Here is a 20,447-nt window from a genome sequence, read left to right as displayed (position 1 = left end):
CTCGTTAAAACGGTCTCCGGTTCAACCCCGCTTGCGCGGGGAACTCGTCGGTCCCTGTTTGATTTCTATTGGCCCACGCGGTTCAACCCCGCTTGCGCGGGGAACTCTGACACCTCAGATTTTTTTCGGTGAAGAATCCCGGTTCAACCCCGCTTGCGCGGGGAACTCGGACACTAGAAGCGGTGATTAACCGAATTATTCGGTTCAACCCCGCTTGCGCGGGGAACTCTCACCAGGGTTAGACATAATCATCTGGTTATTCGGTTCAACCCCGCTTGCGCGGGGAACTCTTGTAAACTTCAGAATTGACTAATCGTTTACCCGGTTCAACCCCGCTTGCGCGGGGAACTCATGCGTTCACCTGGGCGGCGCTTTCGGAGGCGCGGTTCAACCCCGCTTGCGCGGGGAACTCATGGATAATGTTTATATGGACTCGTTCTTTTTCGGTTCAACCCCGCTTGCGCGGGGAACTCAACAAGTTAGGGAGCTTAAAGCCGCCAAGCTCCGGTTCAACCCCGCTTGCGCGGGGAACTCTTCATGGATAATGTTTACATGGATAGCTTTTTCGGTTCAACCCCGCTTGCGCGGGGAACTCCGATTCCACATCTCCTCAGTCTAATCTCAGTGCGGTTCAACCCCGCTTGCGCGGGGAACTCCCTGCTTATCAAAGGGCGCATTAAAGCTGAATCGGTTCAACCCCGCTTGCGCGGGGAACTCATCATCCTGGGCGTTGCCCTGCGTGAAAATCTCGGTTCAACCCCGCTTGCGCGGGGAACTCAAAAAGCCGGCGCCGGCACAGAAAGAAAATACCGGTTCAACCCCGCTTGCGCGGGGAACTCTAATTCTGCGAAACAGCAACGGGAAATGATGGCGGTTCAACCCCGCTTGCGCGGGGAACTCTAAATGAGCGGTTCAATAAGTGCCTGATAAGCTCGGTTCAACCCCGCTTGCGCGGGGAACTCCCTCAGCTCAGAAAGCTGGTTACGCCAATCCTCGGTTCAACCCCGCTTGCGCGGGGAACTCAGATCTCAAACATTCCGGAATGATTTTTCCTCCGGTTCAACCCCGCTTGCGCGGGGAACTCGTAAAACGCTCATGCAGTGCGAATGGGCGCGGCGGTTCAACCCCGCTTGCGCGGGGAACTCCCATTGAGAATTTTCCTTATCGTTCATGACAACGGTTCAACCCCGCTTGCGCGGGGAACTCGAAATCGAACTCTCAATCACTCGGCTTGCCGCCGGTTCAACCCCGCTTGCGCGGGGAACTCCGAAGATGTCCAAATAAATCGCATTATTGAAGCGGTTCAACCCCGCTTGCGCGGGGAACTCCTTTTCGATCTGCGGATTGATTTTTCCGTTTTCGGTTCAACCCCGCTTGCGCGGGGAACTCGATCGTAACGATGAGAATCTTATAACTCCGCGCGGTTCAACCCCGCTTGCGCGGGGAACTCACTTAAGTATGGTATCAGATTTTAAGACTAATTTTTAAAGAACTTTTTTAAATTTTGGGTTTAAAACTTACTAGCCGAATCCCATCCATCTCTATGGGCTGCCTGGAATTCTCTCCAAAAGTCTTAAACTCAAAGCCGGATTCATGATTTGTTTGCCATGCCATTACAACATTTCCATCACCGCACAACTGCTGCGACTGCTTCCAAATCATATCTCTAACTTTCTGAGATACACTGCCTACATACACGCCGGCTCTTACTTCCAACAGCCAAATTGCTAATCTCCCCCTTAATCTTGGGGGTACATTTTCTGTAACCACGACAACCATCGTCATTAAAGTTTTCCCCTGTGACCGGGATCACCTAATGATTTAGGAAGTGCAATCGCGGGCTGCCGCATATTGTCGTCTGCAACAGGAAGTGGAACACCGCCCGCTGATAATACCTCCTCAATCAATGGAATTAATCTTTCTGTTAATTTTCTTTGTCTAAATATGTCCCGACACGCTAAGCGGACTACCCTATCCGGTTCAGAGGGATTTTGAGACGCTATCTCAAATGCTTTAGGTACAATCTCATTAAACTTAACAATATCGGCTATATCGTAGACAAAGGAAAGAGGCTTCCCGGTGTGGATAAAACCGATGGCGGGCGCATATCCCGCTGCAAGAACAGCCGCTTCTGTTACTCCATAAAGACATGAAGTGGCCGCACTTAAACATCGGTTTACCAAATCTCCTTTATTCCAATCCTTGGGGTCATAACGTCTGCCATGCCACGCTATATTATATTTTCTAGCAAGACTTCGGTAAATTTCTTTAACCCGAAAACCTTCTATTCCCATTAACTGCGTTATTGATAATTTGTTATCCAATGGTTCCTGAAAACGCATTTCATACATCTTTCTGGCAACCTTCAATCGCAGATCACTATCCAGAGCTAACTTCGCTTGATATAAGAGCTTATCAGCTCGCGCTCCGCCTGGTTGACCGGAAGAATAAAGTCGAACTCCTGCCTCGCCTACCCAAATCAGCAATGTACCCACTAAAGCAGCCAACTTAATCGCTGCGTGAGAAACCCTCGTACCGGGTTCCAGCATAATGCAGGCAATCGAACCCACAGGTATATGGGTTCGTACGCCGTTTTGATCAACCAATACAAATGCCCCGTCAATTACGTCTAATTGTCCGTATCTCAAAAAAATCATAGAAACACGGTCCTTCAACATAATTGGAGAAAGCGGAGGGACTTCCATATCAGCTCCGTCTGATCAGCATTAAACCACATCCAAATGCTTTTTCTCTTCCAAAACCTTTTCTTAGTTTTGCAAGAAATAGACCCGGATCCGTCACAACCAAAGTACCGCTATAGTCTATTGTTGAGAACTGGATTAGCTGCTGCTTTCCAATCACCTTTTTTTGACAGTATCGATCAACACTGACTGCAGACAACTTAAATCCGGAATTCTGTGCCTGCCTTTTAAGCCAGTCTTTAGCAGCCTCTTCACGATCGGCATGATAATTAGACATGCCCTCTTGCCTCATTCTGTGTTTAGTATCCATGAAAACATCGCACCGTTTTCCCTGACGGGAAACCGTTGGATTTGCTCTTAATGAAAAAGACAGTTTTGTACCTGTCTTCATGTTCAGCGAAAATTCCTTTGTCTGAACAATGAAGACATTAGATTCTTTCGGGCATGTCTCGGAAAGAACATACAGAAAAATCTGCCCGTTGCGATCTTCTCTGCGATACAAAAAAGATCTAGCGGGAGCATCTTGGAAGACATCCCACAACGCCTGATGAAAAAAATAATCTCCTCTTTCAACCAGATTCGTAATGATATTTGAATCGGTATCCCGAAGATCCAATGTCATTTTAGAGAAATACATTACATTTTCTCCTCAGGAAAAACTTCTCCGCAATTGATACTCCGCTCCCTAAAAAGCCATTGTTTTCTGCTCACAGGTACGTCTCGTCTTTTCATAACCCTTTTTGAAGTCAGCCCTTCCACATCCCCCTCCCAATAACCGATTCTCTGAAGCGCAGGAATGCGCAGACCTAATTTTTCAAAGTCTTTACGGCACTCGTTTACATACAAACTGAACTGCGACTTAATATCGCCCTCAGCTATCGTCGGTTTGAGATAAAGTCCTGTTGGATTTGCTTTTCGCCCAAGATAAGGGATAAATTTCGGACACTCCATGGCTGTTTTCAAATCCTGCAGCTTATACGGAGCTTCGGAAAGTGCATGCACAGCCACTACATACCATACATCACTATAAAAATCCCTTTGTGACAAAATTGTCTCTAACTGATCATTTTCGAGTTCGGCTTTTCGAGTTAAATGTTGCTTTTTCTTATCAAACCTAGGAACCTGAATGGTATGGTAATCAGATGACCATACAGGGTTTTCACTTCCGCAGACGATAAAGTTATAACTGCTCCAAAATTTTTCGATGTTGTCTGTTTGCTCACGGGGAATTCCTAAACACGACTGTATAAAACCCAAAAGTGCGGATTTTGTCGGTATGTTTAGCGAATGCCGATCTCCTCCCGGAGCCGCTTCTCCCCATGAGACCATCGGTCCAGTCAACTGAAAAAACAAAAATTTTTTCATAGATATCACTCAGTAATGAAGTTAAGAACAGACTCCATACTTCCTGAATTCGTGAGAACGTTGAAACTCTTTGATGGGATCGTTTGACCATAAACGGAATTCATATTGTCGCGGAAAGTTTCAACCCTCTCGATTGCGTCCGACAGCATGTTTTCGCCATAAACAGGGCGGCAAAATGCCGTGGCCAGAGATCGCGGCTGAGCTTCTCCCTTTTCTGCCAGAACCCATGATGCGTAGGCTCGAGTAGCAAAACTATTCTGTTTTCCTGTCGGAGGAACTTCCATCGCCGCTTGAGCAAATGCACGAACTGCCTTTTTGGCGAGTTCTTCGTCTCCGTTCAGATTGTTTAATAACAGATCATAATCAATGCATATATAAGAATAGAAAATTGCAGAGCCAAAAGCTGTTTCGCCCAGATGTCCCGCACCTGCATCATCATTCGATAATTGCTTGAGATCGTCTACAGCTGTGAAAAAATCATCTTCCACAACGCTGGCAGAAACGCCAATAGCATGAGCAACCTGACATGCTGCATCGACATTTTCCCTCGGGCTGCTCGCTAACATTCGACCAAACATTGCAATATCTACAGCCATATTCTCCGAGGTAAATATGGCGGCCAGGTCTTTGTCTGTTACTTCCTGCCCCGAAGCTTTGCGCTTTGCAAGTTCTGCGATATTATCCAACTCCTTAGGGCTGAGATGAACAAGTTGCTCAGTCTCTGTCCTAATGAAGGAAGGTCCCTTTTCTTTAGTTTTATTTTCTTTTTTAGCCTTTCCTAATTGGTTGGCCACCTGTTCACCAAATTTTATTGCCGAATCCTGATCCGCCCCGTTTTGAATCATAACGTTAGCAGCTTCTGTGCCGGCTCGCACGGTCCTGGTTCCAAGAAAATCACCAACTTCTTTCTCGACAATATCCGACGTTCTCCAAGCACGCTTCAAACTCTGAGAAGAGATGCGAAGCCGTGTTGCTCCACCAAACACGACTGTTTTAGGCGCTCCAACGTCATCGCGATTTAAATTTCCCGCAGGAAAAGCTGTTAATAAGTGCAGTTGAATAAATTTTGTCATTTCATTTCTCCTCTGATGCATTTGTTTCATTCGGCGCAATAGCGTCATAATATTCGATGCTCCATCGAACAGGTAAAGTCGATTTCACTCCGGTAGGTGGAACCCGTCCTAATCGTTTGAAATTCTGTTCCTTAAACCACTGCATCACGTCCTTCGCCAAAGAATTAAGATTAATCGATCCATCTGCAAGCTTGATTGCCCGCCTAAGCTCTCTGTAAAGCGCTTCCGGTGTTTCTATCGACATCAATCGGCGAAAACGCAATTCACTCATTATCGGGCGCTGACCTTGTTTTGCCTGTCCCATCTGCGAGGCAAACGACTGGCTTTCATCGTTATTCTTTACATATGAAGCAAGCCCTGCTATCACGGCCAAAGACTGAAACACCGACTCGGAATTCCTCGCATCCATGTATTTAACAGTTTTCAGTAAATCTCTAAATCCTACCGACATATACACATCGACAAGAGAAGAGCTTCGTCTCAGGCTAGCCCTAAGCTCTCTCTGATTGTCTAATTTTTTATGCCAACTTCGCAAATCGTCATAAAACCGGCTGCCTTCCTTATATTCCTTCATTTATTTTCCCTTCTTTTTCGAGTTTGCTTTTTTATAAAGCAAAGACACTAAGAATTTACGACCATCCATCGAACTCTTATATTCCGCAGGATTCATTTGCAGAGTAAAAGCCTTCTGATCAAAATAATTTAAAGTAAATTGCTTAATTGATGCGTTGAATCTTTCGATCGCTTGTTTTTGCTCAGAACTATTCTCAAGCTCCTTGATCAAAGAAACAAATTGATTTTCCGTGCCGCTCCAAAATTCTGAATCCAGGTAATTACACTGGCGATTAATCATTGAAAGAGATTTCTTCAGCGCTGAAAGGGCCAGCATCGCTTGCTCAATAACCAAACGAATTGGAACAACCAATTCTTGCTTCAATAGCATAGGCAAGTGATGTTCATACCAGCCTCGGACCTTCATGTTATCGAAATCATAGCCAAATGCCCAAACTCCAACATGATTAACAACTGAACTTACTACCGATATGCGAATTACTGCAGCGGGTATTTTTGTTCGATCTTTTTCAGAATTTGTTACGCTAAGTCCCAGCCAATCCTTCCATACCAAACCACCGCGCTGCGGCTTGACTGAGTTGCTGACATCTTGAGTTTTAGTGTTGTGTCTATACGGCGTTAAGGGATGTATCCAACCGACATAATTAGTCCCATAGTTTTGGACAATCATTTGATTGAGAAGCTCTGAGCTATCTTGTCCGCAAATATCGCAGCAGCCGCTCTCACAATGATTAAAATCAACTTTAATACGACGAGGCATACCCCAATAACTTTGAAGAGGATTACATTGCTCTGGAGTCGTCACGGCTGATACAGATTTACTTATTCTAGTTTTCGCTAACCAGGGGAAAACTTTTTCGTCAAACTCCTCCGGAATTGAAAGACCTGATGAATCCTGAGGTATGACATTTGCCCATAACTTACGCCAAAGCGGAATTCTTGAACTCCCATTAACTTCATGAAGTTCAATCAAAGTTGTCAACGGCCCGCCTCCGCGAAGCCCCGTTCTATGTCCCTGACCACCGGAAGGCGCATTCAGTTGCAGAGAAAAAAGCGAAAGCGCCGCACAATGAGGGCAAAAATTTTTATAACTTCCGTCCTTAATAAAAAAATCTTTATTAAGCTTTACCGTGTTCTCCCCTGGAGTTTCCGGTAAAAGGGACGCAAGAGGAATAAAGTTTCCTTCCAGATCATCAAAATCCTGCATAAAGGAAGGCGACTGTTCTCTAAAAATAAAATAAGGAGAAACTTTCTCAAATTCTTTAAGCCGGGTTTCGGTTATGCCTTCATCCCACACATCCAGCCATTCGTCATCGTCTTCCGGTGCAATGGTGCTCTGCATCAATCCTATTAAAAACTGCCAAGCCGCACCCTGCAAATCGGCTCGAGTACAGTCGATATTCTCGATTCGTTCGTCGCATAGTTCCAACGGGGAAATCTTTCCCCTGCTGCCATCCATATACACTACCGGCAGCCATTTATCTGTAATCAATGAAAATCCGATCACTGCAATCTCCTCGCTATTTGTTATTCTTCCCGATTAAGCCTTCTTTAGGGCTGTAAAACACGCATGAATCACTAATGAGAAGAATCTGACTGGTCTGTTTTCTCTGTTTATTTTTCTGACACCATTGCTCAAGTAATTCATCCGAAACAAAATCTTCATGATTAATGTTGTTTTTAAGCCATCCTTCTCTGACTGTCAGGCGACTTGCCTCCCAATCCTGAGGGCTAACACCTCCAGCATAAGAAACAATTTCTCCGTCATCTATCCTGGCCAACCACAGATTTATAGATCTTTCCGAGTTGCGTGTGGAAACATGACCTGAAAAATAATTATCATCCGACGCAACTAAATCCGTTGAATCGTCCATTCCGATATTCTGTTTGGCTTTATAACCCGCTCCAAAGCAAATTAAATTCAGAGCGGCAAATGCCCTATCTCCGAAAAATTTGCCAAGCTCCTTTTCTTCAGATGCTCTAAGACCTTCCGGATATTGAACGTCACATCCATACACCGATTCAATTAACTCTCTCGCCTGTTCCGGAAGTTTGACCACGCTATTTTCTCTCAGAATTTTTTGTGACAGCCACAGCTTTCCATGATTAGGATAGACATATGACGCCCCCCTGAACGTAGAAGAGTACCAATCTTCACACGGATTTTCATTCCATCTCGGCGCGAATATATGCAGAATGGGAGAACTTCTTGTATCCGCTCCTGTTGATACGACTCTCCCTTCTCTATCTCTAATATGCCTATGGAGTCGACCTGAGCGCTGAATCAGTAAATCGATGGGAGCCAAGTCGGAAATCATTTCATCTGCATCAATATCCAATGACTGCTCAATGACCTGTGTCGAGATAATAATTTTTCCGCTCCTCTGTTCTGAACAACTCCTCTTCCCCAGTGACTCAAGGGCCTGGTTCTCTATCCGCTGACGATCAACGAAGGCAAAGCGACTATGAAACAGAAGAACGTCTTCGGCGTTGATTTCAGGATCGTGAATTAATTCTCGATATGCATTTAGAGCATCGTCAATAGTATTTCGTATCCATACAATACACTTTCCCGCCCGAACTGTTTCATGAATAAAACGAATACACTGAGACAACTCGTACAGCCAAGAAATTTCGAATCGTAGCGAACGCGCTGAAGCAATAGGAAGCGATTTTTCTGTATTCGAAGAAATGTATGTTAGCCAGGGATAGTGAGGAGTTAATTGGTTAGAGCCGTACTTCGTATCTTTTGGAAAAGCTGATTTAAATGCTTTTATATAGCCAGCCCTCTGCTGAATTGAAAGCGTGGCTGACAACAGAATAATGTGACTGCCAAGAAAAGCTAAAACCTTTATTAATTCCTCCAACACCTTTGCCATGTACGCGTCATACGCATGCAGCTCATCGACAATAACTACTTTATTTCTAAGTCCTAATAATCTGAGATTGTTATGCCTAAATTGCAAAACCGACATTAAAATCTGATCAACCGTTCCAACCCCTATATCCGCCAATAAACTCTTTTTTTTGCTGTCAGTAAACCACGCAGAACACCCTGCATGATTATCGATCTCTCCGTTGCACTCATCTGATTTAGCAAATTGATCTGTAAAAACTGAGGATGTAAACGTGTTCATAAGCTTATTTCGACTATGAGCCAAAATGAGACTCGGAACTTCACCCCTTTCATACAATTTAGGAACAACATCGATCAAACGAGAATACATAGCATTCGCTGTAGCCATAGTTGGCAATCCGTAAAAGATTCCCTGAGCCTCTCCTGCACTTATCAATCGATTTGCTAAGATAAGAGCTGCCTCTGTCTTTCCTGAGCCTGTCAAGTCTTCTAAAATAAATAGTTTTGGGCCTTCGACATCATTAATTTCAATTTTCTCTACAGCCTGCTGTAAAGGAGAAGGGCGACAAATAAACGGGAACAAGAAGTTAACACCTTGGTATTTTTCTGGCTGTGGAGCTGTTGGAATTTTCTGAACTGCTTGTTCCGCTTCCTGTAGAGCTATCTGCCAGTAGTCCTCAAGCGGCATCGGCTCACTACTCCAAGAAAAGTATCGACTGTTTGACCCGATCCAATCGCAAAGTACAACCACCCCGGAAATGATCCAGGAAAAACGTTTAATTTTTTCTTTATTTTCTCTGCTGCCAAATGAAAGCGGTATGAGACAATGTGGAAAAATTTTCAAGCTTTGCTTCAGAAAATCAAGTGCTGCCTGTTTATTGTCCGAAGTAAAATTCGTTAAATAAGGATCAAAATTCGGAGGAACTCCGTGATGTCCTGTCGTTATGGCCATCCAAGGCTCAAGTACCCTTAAAGTCTTGCAAACATCCAAGTCCGAGGGAGGAAGAATTTGCTTTAGATCATCGGGTAGATTGACTAATTGTTTCCATAAACAAAATCCTAATGTGTCGTGCCGGTGAGACTGGAACACAATTTTCTCCCAGTCCTTAGGCTGATCCTCAAAATGAACCAACTGTTGAAAGGAAAATGCAAATTTTCCCAAATCATGACAACTCAAAAGCCAGCCAAAAAAATCTGCCGCGCTCTCCCCTTGAAGACCAAGCTCTCTCAAGTTATCTGCTATGTTGAAAAGATTTCGCTGAACGATCGTGTGACCTACCGCTGCGACATCTAGGGAGTGATAAGCCAATAAATGAACTGAACCGGAATGCCCTTCTTTCTTATATTTAGCCCAGTACTTCAATGCAATTTTCTCCAATATTTTTATAATAATTCTGCTTCTTATAGATTCATTTTGCGAGAGTACTACATTTCATAACTTTCTGAAAGTAATTTATGAACTTCAAACTATGCCGTGCGGGCGCATTAAAAACCCTTTTTTGCTCAGTTCGGACTATGGATAGGTCACAGAGCAATGGAACGGAATGTGGCCTGTGTATATTTGCAAAGAACTTCTTCTTTAAACGCCTATAGCGAAGATCGCAATTCAAAATTCTTTTTTATACAAAGCATCTTTGGCGAAGACCATAAAGTTTTTGCAAGCGATTTAATTGTCGAGGTATATATTCTCAACACCCAAAACTTTCCACTTACCAAAGCCTTGAGTTCGGAGAGGCGGTAATTGATCAATAGAATGTTAAAGTTTTGTAAGTCGGCCTTCGTAGATATTTAGCTCGACAACCCTCGCGAGATACGAATACTCACGCAATCTGTCTACAGAAAGTTAGAGTCGATGACGATCTTTGAACTTAATTGCGGTGCTAAGCTCAAACCTGCGTTTTGAGTATCCTGTGGATTTCGTAGGTTCTTGAGCTCGTCCAATAGTTACTAAAGGCACGATAACCCCTTTCATATGTAATTCGTACTCATCCTCTCTGCCCGCCTAAGGCACTTCATGTATGACAGTCCGAATGTTTGCTATCTACTTCTTTCAGCGTACGCATCGCTGCATAGACATTGCTTCTCGCCTAAATTTTTACCACTGCACGCGGAGTCTGGTTTTAAGAGCCAACCCCAAGCACAAGATATCAACCCCGTCTTGTAATTTTGAGGCGAGTTTTCTTTTTGTTAAAGAAACAGTAGAAAATTTGTTAATCTGAAGTTCTCTCCTCCAGGGTAATTCGTTACAATTAGATCAGATTAAAGCCTCTACACCGTTAGCCCCGATCATCGTTTTACTTTCAGTAAATGGTGAAAGCTAAGCCTTTTTAAATCAGCCTTCACAACATTACCCAGCGCTTCGTTAAACAATTGACTGACAATTCCGAAGCCATGGTACCTCGTTTCCAAATTAAACCCGGGCCCACGGCGCTTGTGAGGAAAACTCTTTTTTCTCGATACGTGCGTCTCAATAGCACACGGTTTAACCCCGCTTGCGCGGGGAACTAGATTAGCTTTCGGTGACCGAAGATCAGCTCACGGTTCAACCCCGCTCGCGCGGGGAACTCCCCTCTTCGATCAGGTTGTAGCCCTTAATCGCCGGTTCAACCCCGCTCGCGCGGGGAACTCGAAATTTTAATTCTCTTCTATTAACTATAAGTTCGGTTCAACCCCGCTCGCGCGGGGAACTCTAAATCCCAAAGCACATATTTTTCTTCGTCAACGGTTCAACCCCGCTCGCGCGGGGAACTCGTAAAATCCCCGACAGTATATCCCAGCGCTATCGGTTCAACCCCGCTCGCGCGGGGAACTCTGTCTCGTAACGCTATGGCTCGTCAAAATGCGCGGTTCAACCCCGCTCGCGCGGGGAACTCTTCAGTATTCCTGTCATAGAATCCGTAGATTACGGTTCAACCCCGCTCGCGCGGGGAACTCTTCTGCGTCTGGTCTGAAGGATTCCATCGAGAAGGTTCAACCCCGCTCGCGCGGGGAACTCCCGTTGAAATTTTATTCTGAAAAAATCGTTAACGGTTCAACCCCGCTCGCGCGGGGAACTCGCCCCGATGCTCGTTTGCAACGTCCTGAGTACCGGTTCAACCCCGCTCGCGCGGGGAACTCAGGCCAATCACGTAGCCATGCTCGACAAAGGACGGTTCAACCCCGCTCGCGCGGGGAACTCAGGATTAAGTCCAGCATTGCGCAAATCTCCAACGGTTCAACCCCGCTCGCGCGGGGAACTCCCCTATTCCTCGTTACTATGACAAATTATTGGCGGTTCAACCCCGCTCGCGCGGGGAACTCAGAAAATTAGCATCAGCGTTTTTCAAAGCAGCCGGTTCAACCCCGCTCGCGCGGGGAACTCTAGCACACTGATCTCTAAACTGCTGCTGAACCCGGTTCAACCCCGCTCGCGCGGGGAACTCAACCGTTTAAAAATTTTTTAAGCGGCTCCGGTCGGTTCAACCCCGCTCGCGCGGGGAACTCTCCTGATTCCGATTTTGAACAACCCTGGTACTCGGTTCAACCCCGCTCGCGCGGGGAACTCAGTGTGGGTGCGTTACCCGCAACGTCAGAATACGGTTCAACCCCGCTCGCGCGGGGAACTCCGAAATAGAACCATTCCCCTGTGCTCTTTTATCGGTTCAACCCCGCTCGCGCGGGGAACTCACGCTGTAACTGAGACTGATACGCCATCAAGCCGGTTCAACCCCGCTCGCGCGGGGAACTCGGATCGGTCGAGCGCAGTTTACCGGTAATGAAACGGTTCAACCCCGCTCGCGCGGGGAACTCGAACAGGTTAAAGAGTTGAAAGCCGCTCAACTCGGTTCAACCCCGCTCGCGCGGGGAACTCGCACGTCAGAACCAAAACCTAACACATCACCGAGGTTCAACCCCGCTCGCGCGGGGAACTCATATCTCTCCTGATAGCCAAATACCTCATCATCGGTTCAACCCCGCTCGCGCGGGGAACTCTGGCGTTAGAACATCCTGAGGAATTTGCAATCCGGTTCAACCCCGCTCGCGCGGGGAACTCGCCTCTCCGGAGCGTCGTCGTCGTTATGAGGTCGGTTCAACCCCGCTCGCGCGGGGAACTCGTTGGTAAAATTTAGCCGAGGTTAATCCTCGGCGGTTCAACCCCGCTCGCGCGGGGAACTCCTTTCCGTTATAGACTGTTTAAATATGCCAACCGGTTCAACCCCGCTCGCGCGGGGAACTCGTCCGGATATGGAATGACAGGAAGTTCAGATCACGGTTCAACCCCGCTCGCGCGGGGAACTCGCAGGGTCTAAACCGCATGTGGTCTCGTCGGTCCGGTTCAACCCCGCTCGCGCGGGGAACTCAGAAAATTAGCGTCAGCATTTTTTAGGGCCGCCGGTTCAACCCCGCTCGCGCGGGGAACTCCTCCTCAGTCCAATCTTAGTGCTTTTGGCGTTCGGTTCAACCCCGCTCGCGCGGGGAACTCGCCATATAGCGGATGCGTTCACCTGGGCGTCTCGGTTCAACCCCGCTCGCGCGGGGAACTCGCAGAAAATTAGCCTCAGCATTTTTTAAAACCGCGGTTCAACCCCGCTCGCGCGGGGAACTCTACGTTTCTGCTGAATTGCGCGATCTCTGGCGCGGTTCAACCCCGCTCGCGCGGGGAACTCGGAACTCTCCAGAACGGGACTATTTTCGATTACGGTTCAACCCCGCTCGCGCGGGGAACTCTATTCACTCACTAAGAGCTCCAAGAAAGGAGCCGGTTCAACCCCGCTCGCGCGGGGAACTCAAAAATAAAAGCCGTCCTTCTGGCATTCCTGACGGTTCAACCCCGCTCGCGCGGGGAACTCGCCATACTGATGACACTCCGAGTGTCTTAGCTACGGTTCAACCCCGCTCGCGCGGGGAACTCAGATAGGGACGATTAGAACGCGAGTCTCGAACCGGTTCAACCCCGCTCGCGCGGGGAACTCTATAAACAAATTTCTAAAGTACAACGCTCCTTCGGTTCAACCCCGCTCGCGCGGGGAACTCTGTCAGCAAACCCCCATAAGATACATTGAGGCCGGTTCAACCCCGCTCGCGCGGGGAACTCACAGACAAAAAGCCGGCACAGAAAGAAAATACCGGTTCAACCCCGCTCGCGCGGGGAACTCAGCCTAGATAACACTACCAAAACGCGAGCAATCGGTTCAACCCCGCTCGCGCGGGGAACTCCTCTCATACGGCGCTCCATATTCAGCTGCCGCCGGTTCAACCCCGCTCGCGCGGGGAACTCGACGCTGCTTCTCCCTGATCTCTGATCTGTGGCGGTTCAACCCCGCTCGCGCGGGGAACTCGGTCTCAAACTGATGGCGATTACTCATCTGATACGGTTCAACCCCGCTCGCGCGGGGAACTCCATACGCAGGGAGAACGTATCACCAGGAAGAACGGTTCAACCCCGCTCGCGCGGGGAACTCATACTCAGCATATCTCTCCTGATAGCCAAAAACGGTTCAACCCCGCTCGCGCGGGGAACTCATGCAAAATTCAAAATTCACACCATTTATTTTCGGTTCAACCCCGCTCGCGCGGGGAACTCAAAACTAAGCCTGCTAAAGTGATTTAACGTTACGGTTCAACCCCGCTCGCGCGGGGAACTCTTTTCATCCATATCTAATCAAAAATAGGCTTGCGGTTCAACCCCGCTCGCGCGGGGAACTCGTTATCAAGGACCGAACAATGAAAACCTTCATCGGTTCAACCCCGCTCGCGCGGGGAACTCACAAGCCTATCCCGTTTTGCGTCAGGTGTCAACGGTTCAACCCCGCTCGCGCGGGGAACTCTCCTTCATACTTTCATAATCCGGTTTACCATCCGGTTCAACCCCGCTCGCGCGGGGAACTCTAAATACAGTACCTCAATACAGTGCTCTTGTTGGGTTCAACCCCGCTCGCGCGGGGAACTCTCCGCCCATTTGAAGATCAGCGTTCCGTTTGGCGGTTCAACCCCGCTCGCGCGGGGAACTCACTAGATTAAAAGGAGAAATTCAATTGACAAACGGTTCAACCCCGCTCGCGCGGGGAACTCATGCTCAGTTAATTTGCCTTTTCAAACTAAGGCGGTTCAACCCCGCTCGCGCGGGGAACTCTTCAGAAATATTTCTGAATTAATTGATGGGCGGCGGTTCAACCCCGCTCGCGCGGGGAACTCTGCCAACAAACGAACAACAAAGCTTTAACAAACGGTTCAACCCCGCTCGCGCGGGGAACTCGACAGGGCTAGATTTTTAAACGAAAAAAAATCTCGGTTCAACCCCGCTCGCGCGGGGAACTCACTTAAGTATGGTATCAGATATCTAGACTAATTTTTAAAGAACTTTTTTAATTTTTGGATCTAAAACTTACCTGTCGAATCCCTTCTTCTCCATAGCTTGTCTGGAATTCTCTCCAAAAGTCTTAAATTCAAATCAGAATTCTTGATTTGTTCGCTATACGTTAGATATATTACCATCCCCCCACAACTGATGTGACTGCTTCCAGGGCCTGTCTCTTACTTTCTATTCCCATACAACCATCGTCATTAAAGTCTGCCTTTTCGCATTAGAAACTACAATCGCGGACTCCTGCAAAATAACAGCTTCCACAGGAATTTAGACCCCGCCCGCAGCTAACATCTCTTCAATCCAAGGAATTAATCTTTATGTTATTTTTCATTGTCTAAAGATATCCCGACTGACTGAGTATCCCATTAGGTCTGGTTTTGAGAAATTGTTAGATGCAATCTCAAATACTTTGGACGGTATCTCATTCTTAAAGATTTTTTTCGAAAATAAGCTCTTTCAGCGCGCGATCTTCCAGAGTAAACGGCTTCTCTTCGATCAGATTAAAACCTCTGCGGCGATAGAGCCCGATCGCAGTTTCACTTTCAGTAAATGTCGAGAGCCACGCTTTTTTGAATCCTGCTTCACGGCAGTACTGCATCGCATCGTTAAACAGTCGTCCGCCAATTCCGCGGCCTCGGTATTTCGGATCAAGGTTGAACCATCTGAGCTGTGCGGTTTCTCCACGGTCAACAACGCCAACTGATCCGACAAAAGAGCCTCCTTCGTCTTCAGCGATCCAAATTCGATTGCGCGGCTGGGGATCTATCAGAAACTCAGCAAATGTCTTAGCGACATATCCCTCAAACGACAGCGGATAACCAAAATCCGCACTGCCGTAGATTCCGGCGTATTCGATTAGGCGTCCGATATCTCCCGGCCGCAGTTCAGTTCTGACGGTAATTTGAGATTCCATATTTATACTGTTACTTCTCAGGCTGTTTAAATTTTACGACCAAAACATGAAGTTACTCTTCTTGGGAGTCTAAAACCTCACCCGGGACTCCTTCTTGTTAAAGCCTTAATGCCAGAGTGCTTTCCGAAACCGCACCATAAGCCGGAAACGCAAAACGCCGCAAATTGCGGCGTCTTGCTCAATCAGACTATTACTTAGCCGGTTTTTCGATCTTGCGGATCGTGAAGTTGTGGCACTGGTTGCACATCAGCACGGGTTTGGCAAGATTCGGTTTGTGACAGTCTTCGCAGTTCACCTGACCCAGATGGGATTTATGCGGATTCGGAGACAGATCCGAAGTCATCTGACCGAGTTTTTCATAGTCGCCGTGACATTTCATGCACTGATATTTAGTGACATAGCCGTCAACGCTTTTCGGCCACATTGCGCCGTGGACCTGTTCAAGAGTCTTGGGCTGCGCCGCAGCGGGAGCTGCCGGAGCGTCAGCCGCGTAAACGGACAGACTGAACGCAGAAGTAATTGCTAAAGAAGCAAGCGCTAAAAGTGTTTTTTTCATGTCAATCTCCTCTTACTTGGCCTGTTGTGCGCGGTCAGCCATTTCTTTACCCGCGATACGTCCGAACACAGTCGCTGCGCCTAACTGAGCGCCACCCGCATAGTTGTGGAAGAAAATACCACCGGCGGAGTTGCCGACTGCGTAGAGACCCGGGATGGTCTTGCCGTCCAGGCTCTGGATTTCAGCCTTGGTGTTGATGAGCGGGCCGCCGAAGGTGGCAGTCATACCGCCCTGAAGCGGAACTGCGTAGAACGGAGCCTTTTCAATCGGATGCGGCTTCTTATAGGTGCACGGAGGATTCATATCGGCAAGCTTGCCGTCTTTGAGCGCCTGATTGTACTGAGCAACCACTTTGGCAATCTTTTCAGCCGGAAGACCGACCTGTTTTGCCGCTTCTTCAATAGTGTTGCCCTTGCCGTACGGGCTGTTCAGACGATCAAACTTCGGAATAACTTTGTCAAGAACCGGGCAGGTAGAGTCAACAATCACATAACCGGTGTTGTCAAGAGTCTGCTGCGCAGTTGTGCGGGCCTTGATCACGTATGTGTTGTTTTCGTCCATGTAGCGGTTGCCGGCGGTGTTCACCTGAACGCCGTAGCCGGAGTTCAGAACGTCGGCCGGGTTAACGTGTGTGGCGCCGATGATCGGACCGGAGTGGAACTGGTCCATGTTGACGCATTTCGCATAAAGCGGAAGCGTCAGAGAAATGTTTTCACCGGTTGTGGACTTAGAGCCGCGAAGCACCATACGGGTTGCCCAGCCGCCGATGTATTTGTCAACCATTTCAGGATTGGCAGAGAAGCCGCCTGTCGCGATCGCGACACCGCCTTTGGAGAAGTATTCTTCCTGGCCGTTCGGTGTCTGGATCTTGACGCCGGTCACTTCCATCTTGTCATTGTGCAGAAGCTCAATACCTTTGTGCTCGAATTTAACTTCAACACCGTTTTTCTCAGCGGCAGCAAGCAGTTTCTTAACGAGCTGAGCACCGCCGGTGAGGCCTTCGCCGTCAACACGGCAAGTACGGCCTAAGCGCGGATAAGGCATCGGACGAATCTTTCCGAACTTAACTCCAATATCCTGTTCGAGCCAGTCAATAGCAGCCGGAATGTTGTCGGTGTATGTGCGGTTCAGAGCCTTGTCGCCCATCTGCTTGGAGACGTCCATCATCATGGCGTAGAAGTCTTCAGCAGTATCCTTAATGCCCTGCTCTTTCTGATGGCGGGAACCCCAGCCGCAGACAGAACCTAAAGCAAAAATAGCGTTGCCGTCAGGACGGTCGCGTTTTTCAAAAACGACAACTTTCTTAGCACCGGCCTGTTTGGCGGCAATTGCTGTGACAAGTCCGGCAGGACCGGCGCCCAGCACGATTACGTCATAAACATTGTTCTTGCCTGCAGGCTGAGCGTCTTTCTTCTCGGCTGCCGAGACAGTTGAAACCGCTGCCAGACCGGCTGCAAATGTACCGGCGAAACTGCCTTTTAAAATACTGCGTCTGTTTAGCATTTCTGAGGTCTCCAAAAAACGGACTATCCTGAGTCCTATAAAGGGGTTTATTCAGATTAGAAAATTCGCATTTATATGAATAGCGCAAGTAAGTGATCCTGTGAGAAACTTACTGCTAATGAATTTTCATGAGATAAATTTTATTGATGATCGTTTAGGATAAATATCCTAATTCGCTTAAGAAATGCCTAAGGTTTTCTTCTTACTGCCGCTCATGGCTATCTGTCTAATCAGTTCAGCATCCGAACTGCCGGTGATTCGCATCGGCTGTCAGATGGTTACGGATACGCCTAGGTATCAAAACTTTATCAGTGACTCTTTGAAGGATATCGAAGAGCAGCTGAAGGGAAAATATCGAGTTGAAATCGAAAATCTGACCAGTAATCAATTGAGAAAAAAAATCGAATCCCACGAGATTGATTACTTTATCTCTGACAGCATGTTCTATCTCGGCGTATCCGCCTCCTCCGGTCCGAATTCCGCTTCGCGCCTGGCTGTGCTTTGGCATCCGAGAGCGGTGAACCCGACCGAATCCGAAGGCGGAACGATCATTTCCCTCAAAAGCGAAGAAAATAAAACGCTTCTGCAGCTCGAAGGTCAGACTCTCGCCGCAAAATCCGAACGGGATTACGTCTCCTACGGAGCTCTCAGGCGGGAAATCTTCGAATTGCATCAGAACCCGAAACATTTCTTTGATTCCGTTTCTTTCCTCGGTTCTTACGACGATGTCATCGATTCGGTTATCTCCGGAAAATCCGCACTCGGCATTATTCCCGCCTGTTACATAGAAGAGCATAATTTTGACCCCAGGATGAAGGAAATTAAACCTCAGGCAGTTAAAAATCAGAAAGCGCTTTCCTGTGTCAGCAGCACGCGGCTTTATTTGGGACCGGTATTTGCGGCTTCCTATGACGCCGATCCTTATTTAAATCGACTAATTCTCGCAGAGCTCCTCGACACTCCCGCCCACGACGGTTTCGTCTGGACCGTCGGCGGAGATATTTCCCAGGGACACGAGCTCTTCAAGGCGCTTAACGAGGAACAATACGAAAAACTCTCACGATCGGCGCTTATGCGTCATCTCGAAGAGAAGTCTCCTTACATATTAGCCGCGCTCGGCGCTTTGATTCTTTTCTTCATCCATTGGTTCAGCGTCAATCGCCTCGTTGAAAAACGCACCCGACAGCTGATCAAAGTCCAAAAAGAATCCGACAAAATTAAAGAACAGTTTGCCGCTATGCAGCGAGTGGGTGTCATCGGTTTAATGTCGAGCACACTTTCTCATGAACTTAAACAGCCGATTTCTGTCATCGGCAATTATCTTCAGGGGATGCGCCTGCTGCGCAAGAGCGGTAGGATGACCGATAAGGCGCTCGACGAGTCGATTGAAAACATCGGCGCACAAATCGAACGAGCGAACAGCATCATTAAAAAGGTTCGTTCTTATGCCGGGAAAAAATCCTCGGAGAGAAAGCCGACGGATTTAAAAGAGATTATTGAGCGTTCAATTTCCGATCTGCTCAAAACCCGAACAAAACGTACGGAAATTTCATTTGAACCCTGTCCTGAAGAAGTGTTCGTTGACGCAGATGAGACTGAGCTCCACCTGGCAGTACACAACATTATTAAAAACGCTGTCGAAGCCTGCGAAGAGCAGCCCTCGCCTCTGGTGCGCATCTGCTTATCGATAGAAAACGGTAAAGCGGTGTTTGCCGCCACGGACAACGGCCCGATCCTTGCGCCTGACGCAATTGAAAACATTAAAAAACCGCTCTGGACCTCTAAGAAAAACGGTATGGGCCTTGGCATTCCGATCGTCAGCCGCATCGCCGAAGCTCATCGCGGATCGTTAACTTTTGATACGGACGATAAAGGTTCTTTAATTGTTACACTGCGTCTGCCTTTAACAAAGGAAAGTAAAAATGCCTGATTCACTCGCTCGTGTTCGAATTGTCGATGACGATCCGGATATGCTGAAGTCATGGGAGTTTCTCCTGAGCAGCGCCGGTTATCTCGTCTCAGCATACGGCTCTGCCAAAGAGTTTCTTGATAATGATGATCCGAGCATCCCCGGCTGTCTTGTGCTGGATATTAGGATGCCGGAAATCAGCGGGCTGGAACTTCAGGAAATACTGAATGAAGAGCGCAATCCTCTGCCGATTATTTTCTGCTCGGCACACGCTTCAATTGATATGTGTGTATCCGCACTCAAGCACGGTGCGATTGATTTCATGGAAAAGCCGGTCGACGCCGACCGACTGATTCTGGCGATTGAGAATGCCTGCGCGCTCAACCGAAAAAAATTCGGACAAGGTGCGGGACAGACGCAAAATACTGGAGAAATTCAACACCCTGACTACACGCGAACAAGAAGTTGCATTCGCGCTCGCTGACGGAATCTCCAATCGGGAGGCCGGGCAAAAACTCGGCATTACAGAAAAAACGGTACAAATTCACCGCGGCTCTCTGTGCCGCAAAATGTCTATCCGCTCCCAGGTGGAGATCGCCAATCTCGTCAAGATTGTTCTTGAGGAACGTTAGAAATAAAGCGAACACCTG

The 20,447-nt window shown here is 47.7% G+C and carries 14 protein-coding genes and 2 CRISPR repeat arrays (1 of these 16 cut by a window edge); of the genes, 3 read left to right on the top strand and 11 right to left on the bottom strand.

What is annotated here, in order from left to right; translation table 11 throughout:
* Positions 1–1,450: direct repeats of the CRISPR family, unit length 29 nt; unit sequence CGGTTCAACCCCGCTTGCGCGGGGAACTC (it extends 1,757 nt beyond the left edge of the window).
* A 47-nt stretch (positions 1,451–1,497) separates the two neighbouring features.
* The 11 genes from cas2e to AC6I1F_RS05100 all read right to left on the bottom strand — a co-directional run bounded on the left by cas2e (position 1,498) and on the right by AC6I1F_RS05100 (position 17,888).
* On the bottom strand, positions 1,498–1,785 hold the full coding sequence (gene cas2e, locus AC6I1F_RS05150) for a type I-E CRISPR-associated endoribonuclease Cas2e (RefSeq protein ID WP_251451850.1): 288 nt from the start codon (positions 1,783–1,785) through the stop codon (positions 1,498–1,500).
* Complete coding sequence (cas1e, locus tag AC6I1F_RS05145; RefSeq protein ID WP_289187708.1) at positions 1,785–2,705, bottom strand: type I-E CRISPR-associated endonuclease Cas1e; 921 nt, start codon at positions 2,703–2,705, stop codon at positions 1,785–1,787. Before cas1e ends, cas2e begins: the two co-directional genes overlap by 1 nt.
* 1 nt (position 2,706) lies before the next feature.
* A complete protein-coding gene (gene cas6e / locus AC6I1F_RS05140; RefSeq protein ID WP_497801621.1) occupies positions 2,707–3,339 on the bottom strand; it encodes a type I-E CRISPR-associated protein Cas6/Cse3/CasE in 633 nt (210 codons plus the stop codon).
* A complete protein-coding gene (gene cas5e / locus AC6I1F_RS05135; RefSeq protein ID WP_497801620.1) occupies positions 3,339–4,067 on the bottom strand; it encodes a type I-E CRISPR-associated protein Cas5/CasD in 729 nt (242 codons plus the stop codon). Before cas5e ends, cas6e begins: the two co-directional genes overlap by 1 nt.
* A 5-nt stretch (positions 4,068–4,072) precedes the next feature.
* Complete coding sequence (gene cas7e / locus AC6I1F_RS05130) at positions 4,073–5,140, bottom strand: type I-E CRISPR-associated protein Cas7/Cse4/CasC (protein WP_497801619.1); 1,068 nt, start codon at positions 5,138–5,140, stop codon at positions 4,073–4,075.
* Position 5,141: 1 nt separating this feature from the next.
* Complete coding sequence (gene casB / locus AC6I1F_RS05125) at positions 5,142–5,714, bottom strand: type I-E CRISPR-associated protein Cse2/CasB (RefSeq protein WP_497801618.1); 573 nt, start codon at positions 5,712–5,714, stop codon at positions 5,142–5,144.
* Complete coding sequence (gene casA / locus AC6I1F_RS05120) at positions 5,715–7,220, bottom strand: type I-E CRISPR-associated protein Cse1/CasA (RefSeq protein WP_497801617.1); 1,506 nt, start codon at positions 7,218–7,220, stop codon at positions 5,715–5,717.
* Positions 7,221–7,233: 13 nt separating this feature from the next.
* Positions 7,234–9,933 (bottom strand): CRISPR-associated helicase Cas3', encoded by a 2,700-nt coding sequence (gene cas3, locus AC6I1F_RS05115; RefSeq protein ID WP_497801616.1) that lies wholly within the window; start codon positions 9,931–9,933, stop codon positions 7,234–7,236.
* 1,115 nt (positions 9,934–11,048) lie between these two features.
* A CRISPR array of direct repeats spans positions 11,049–14,867; the repeat unit is 29 nt; unit sequence CGGTTCAACCCCGCTCGCGCGGGGAACTC.
* Positions 14,868–15,343: 476 nt separating this feature from the next.
* Entirely contained in the window at positions 15,344–15,829 is a 486-nt protein-coding gene (locus AC6I1F_RS05110) for a GNAT family N-acetyltransferase (RefSeq protein WP_251453033.1), read from the bottom strand.
* A 190-nt stretch (positions 15,830–16,019) separates the two neighbouring features.
* Complete coding sequence (locus tag AC6I1F_RS05105) at positions 16,020–16,385, bottom strand: cytochrome c3 family protein (protein WP_160335942.1); 366 nt, start codon at positions 16,383–16,385, stop codon at positions 16,020–16,022.
* A gap of 12 nt (positions 16,386–16,397) precedes the next feature.
* Positions 16,398–17,888, bottom strand: a complete 1,491-nt coding sequence (locus AC6I1F_RS05100) for an FAD-dependent oxidoreductase (RefSeq protein ID WP_160335941.1) — start codon at positions 17,886–17,888, stop codon at positions 16,398–16,400.
* 184 nt (positions 17,889–18,072) lie between these two features.
* Here AC6I1F_RS05100 and AC6I1F_RS05095 point away from each other — a divergent pair, with 184 nt between their 5' ends.
* Genes AC6I1F_RS05095 through AC6I1F_RS05085 form a run of 3 tightly spaced genes read left to right on the top strand, consistent with a single transcriptional unit; the run spans position 18,073 to position 20,429 of the window.
* Positions 18,073–19,818: an ATP-binding protein gene (locus AC6I1F_RS05095; protein WP_289164066.1), complete on the top strand. Its 1,746-nt coding sequence runs from the start codon at positions 18,073–18,075 to the stop codon at positions 19,816–19,818.
* Entirely contained in the window at positions 19,811–20,281 is a 471-nt protein-coding gene (locus AC6I1F_RS05090) for a response regulator transcription factor (protein WP_289164064.1), read from the top strand. The genes AC6I1F_RS05095 and AC6I1F_RS05090 overlap by 8 nt, the downstream gene beginning before the upstream one ends.
* A complete protein-coding gene (locus tag AC6I1F_RS05085; RefSeq protein WP_289164062.1) occupies positions 20,166–20,429 on the top strand; it encodes a LuxR C-terminal-related transcriptional regulator in 264 nt (87 codons plus the stop codon). Before AC6I1F_RS05090 ends, AC6I1F_RS05085 begins: the two co-directional genes overlap by 116 nt.
* Positions 20,430–20,447 lie beyond the last annotated feature (18 nt).

The organism is Parasutterella sp. St.1A3 (assembly GCF_059728705.1).
This window is presented reverse-complemented; position numbering and strand designations above follow the sequence as displayed.

What these genes read in the sequence shown, in the direction of transcription:
- AC6I1F_RS05090 (WP_289164064.1), top strand. Translation starts at nt 19,811, where the DNA reads ATGCCTGATTCACTCGCTCGTGTTCGAATTGTCGATGACGATCCGGAT.
- cas5e (WP_497801620.1), bottom strand. Translation starts at nt 4,067, where the DNA reads ATGAAAAAATTTTTGTTTTTTCAGTTGACTGGACCGATGGTCTCATGG.
- AC6I1F_RS05105 (WP_160335942.1), bottom strand. Translation starts at nt 16,385, where the DNA reads ATGAAAAAAACACTTTTAGCGCTTGCTTCTTTAGCAATTACTTCTGCG.
- AC6I1F_RS05085 (WP_289164062.1), top strand. Translation starts at nt 20,166, where the DNA reads ATGCCTGCGCGCTCAACCGAAAAAAATTCGGACAAGGTGCGGGACAGA.
- cas6e (WP_497801621.1), bottom strand. Translation starts at nt 3,339, where the DNA reads ATGTATTTCTCTAAAATGACATTGGATCTTCGGGATACCGATTCAAAT.
- AC6I1F_RS05095 (WP_289164066.1), top strand. Translation starts at nt 18,073, where the DNA reads ATGCCTAAGGTTTTCTTCTTACTGCCGCTCATGGCTATCTGTCTAATC.
- cas2e (WP_251451850.1), bottom strand. Translation starts at nt 1,785, where the DNA reads ATGACGATGGTTGTCGTGGTTACAGAAAATGTACCCCCAAGATTAAGG.
- AC6I1F_RS05100 (WP_160335941.1), bottom strand. Translation starts at nt 17,888, where the DNA reads ATGCTAAACAGACGCAGTATTTTAAAAGGCAGTTTCGCCGGTACATTT.
- cas7e (WP_497801619.1), bottom strand. Translation starts at nt 5,140, where the DNA reads ATGACAAAATTTATTCAACTGCACTTATTAACAGCTTTTCCTGCGGGA.
- cas1e (WP_289187708.1), bottom strand. Translation starts at nt 2,705, where the DNA reads ATGGAAGTCCCTCCGCTTTCTCCAATTATGTTGAAGGACCGTGTTTCT.
- casB (WP_497801618.1), bottom strand. Translation starts at nt 5,714, where the DNA reads ATGAAGGAATATAAGGAAGGCAGCCGGTTTTATGACGATTTGCGAAGT.
- AC6I1F_RS05110 (WP_251453033.1), bottom strand. Translation starts at nt 15,829, where the DNA reads ATGGAATCTCAAATTACCGTCAGAACTGAACTGCGGCCGGGAGATATC.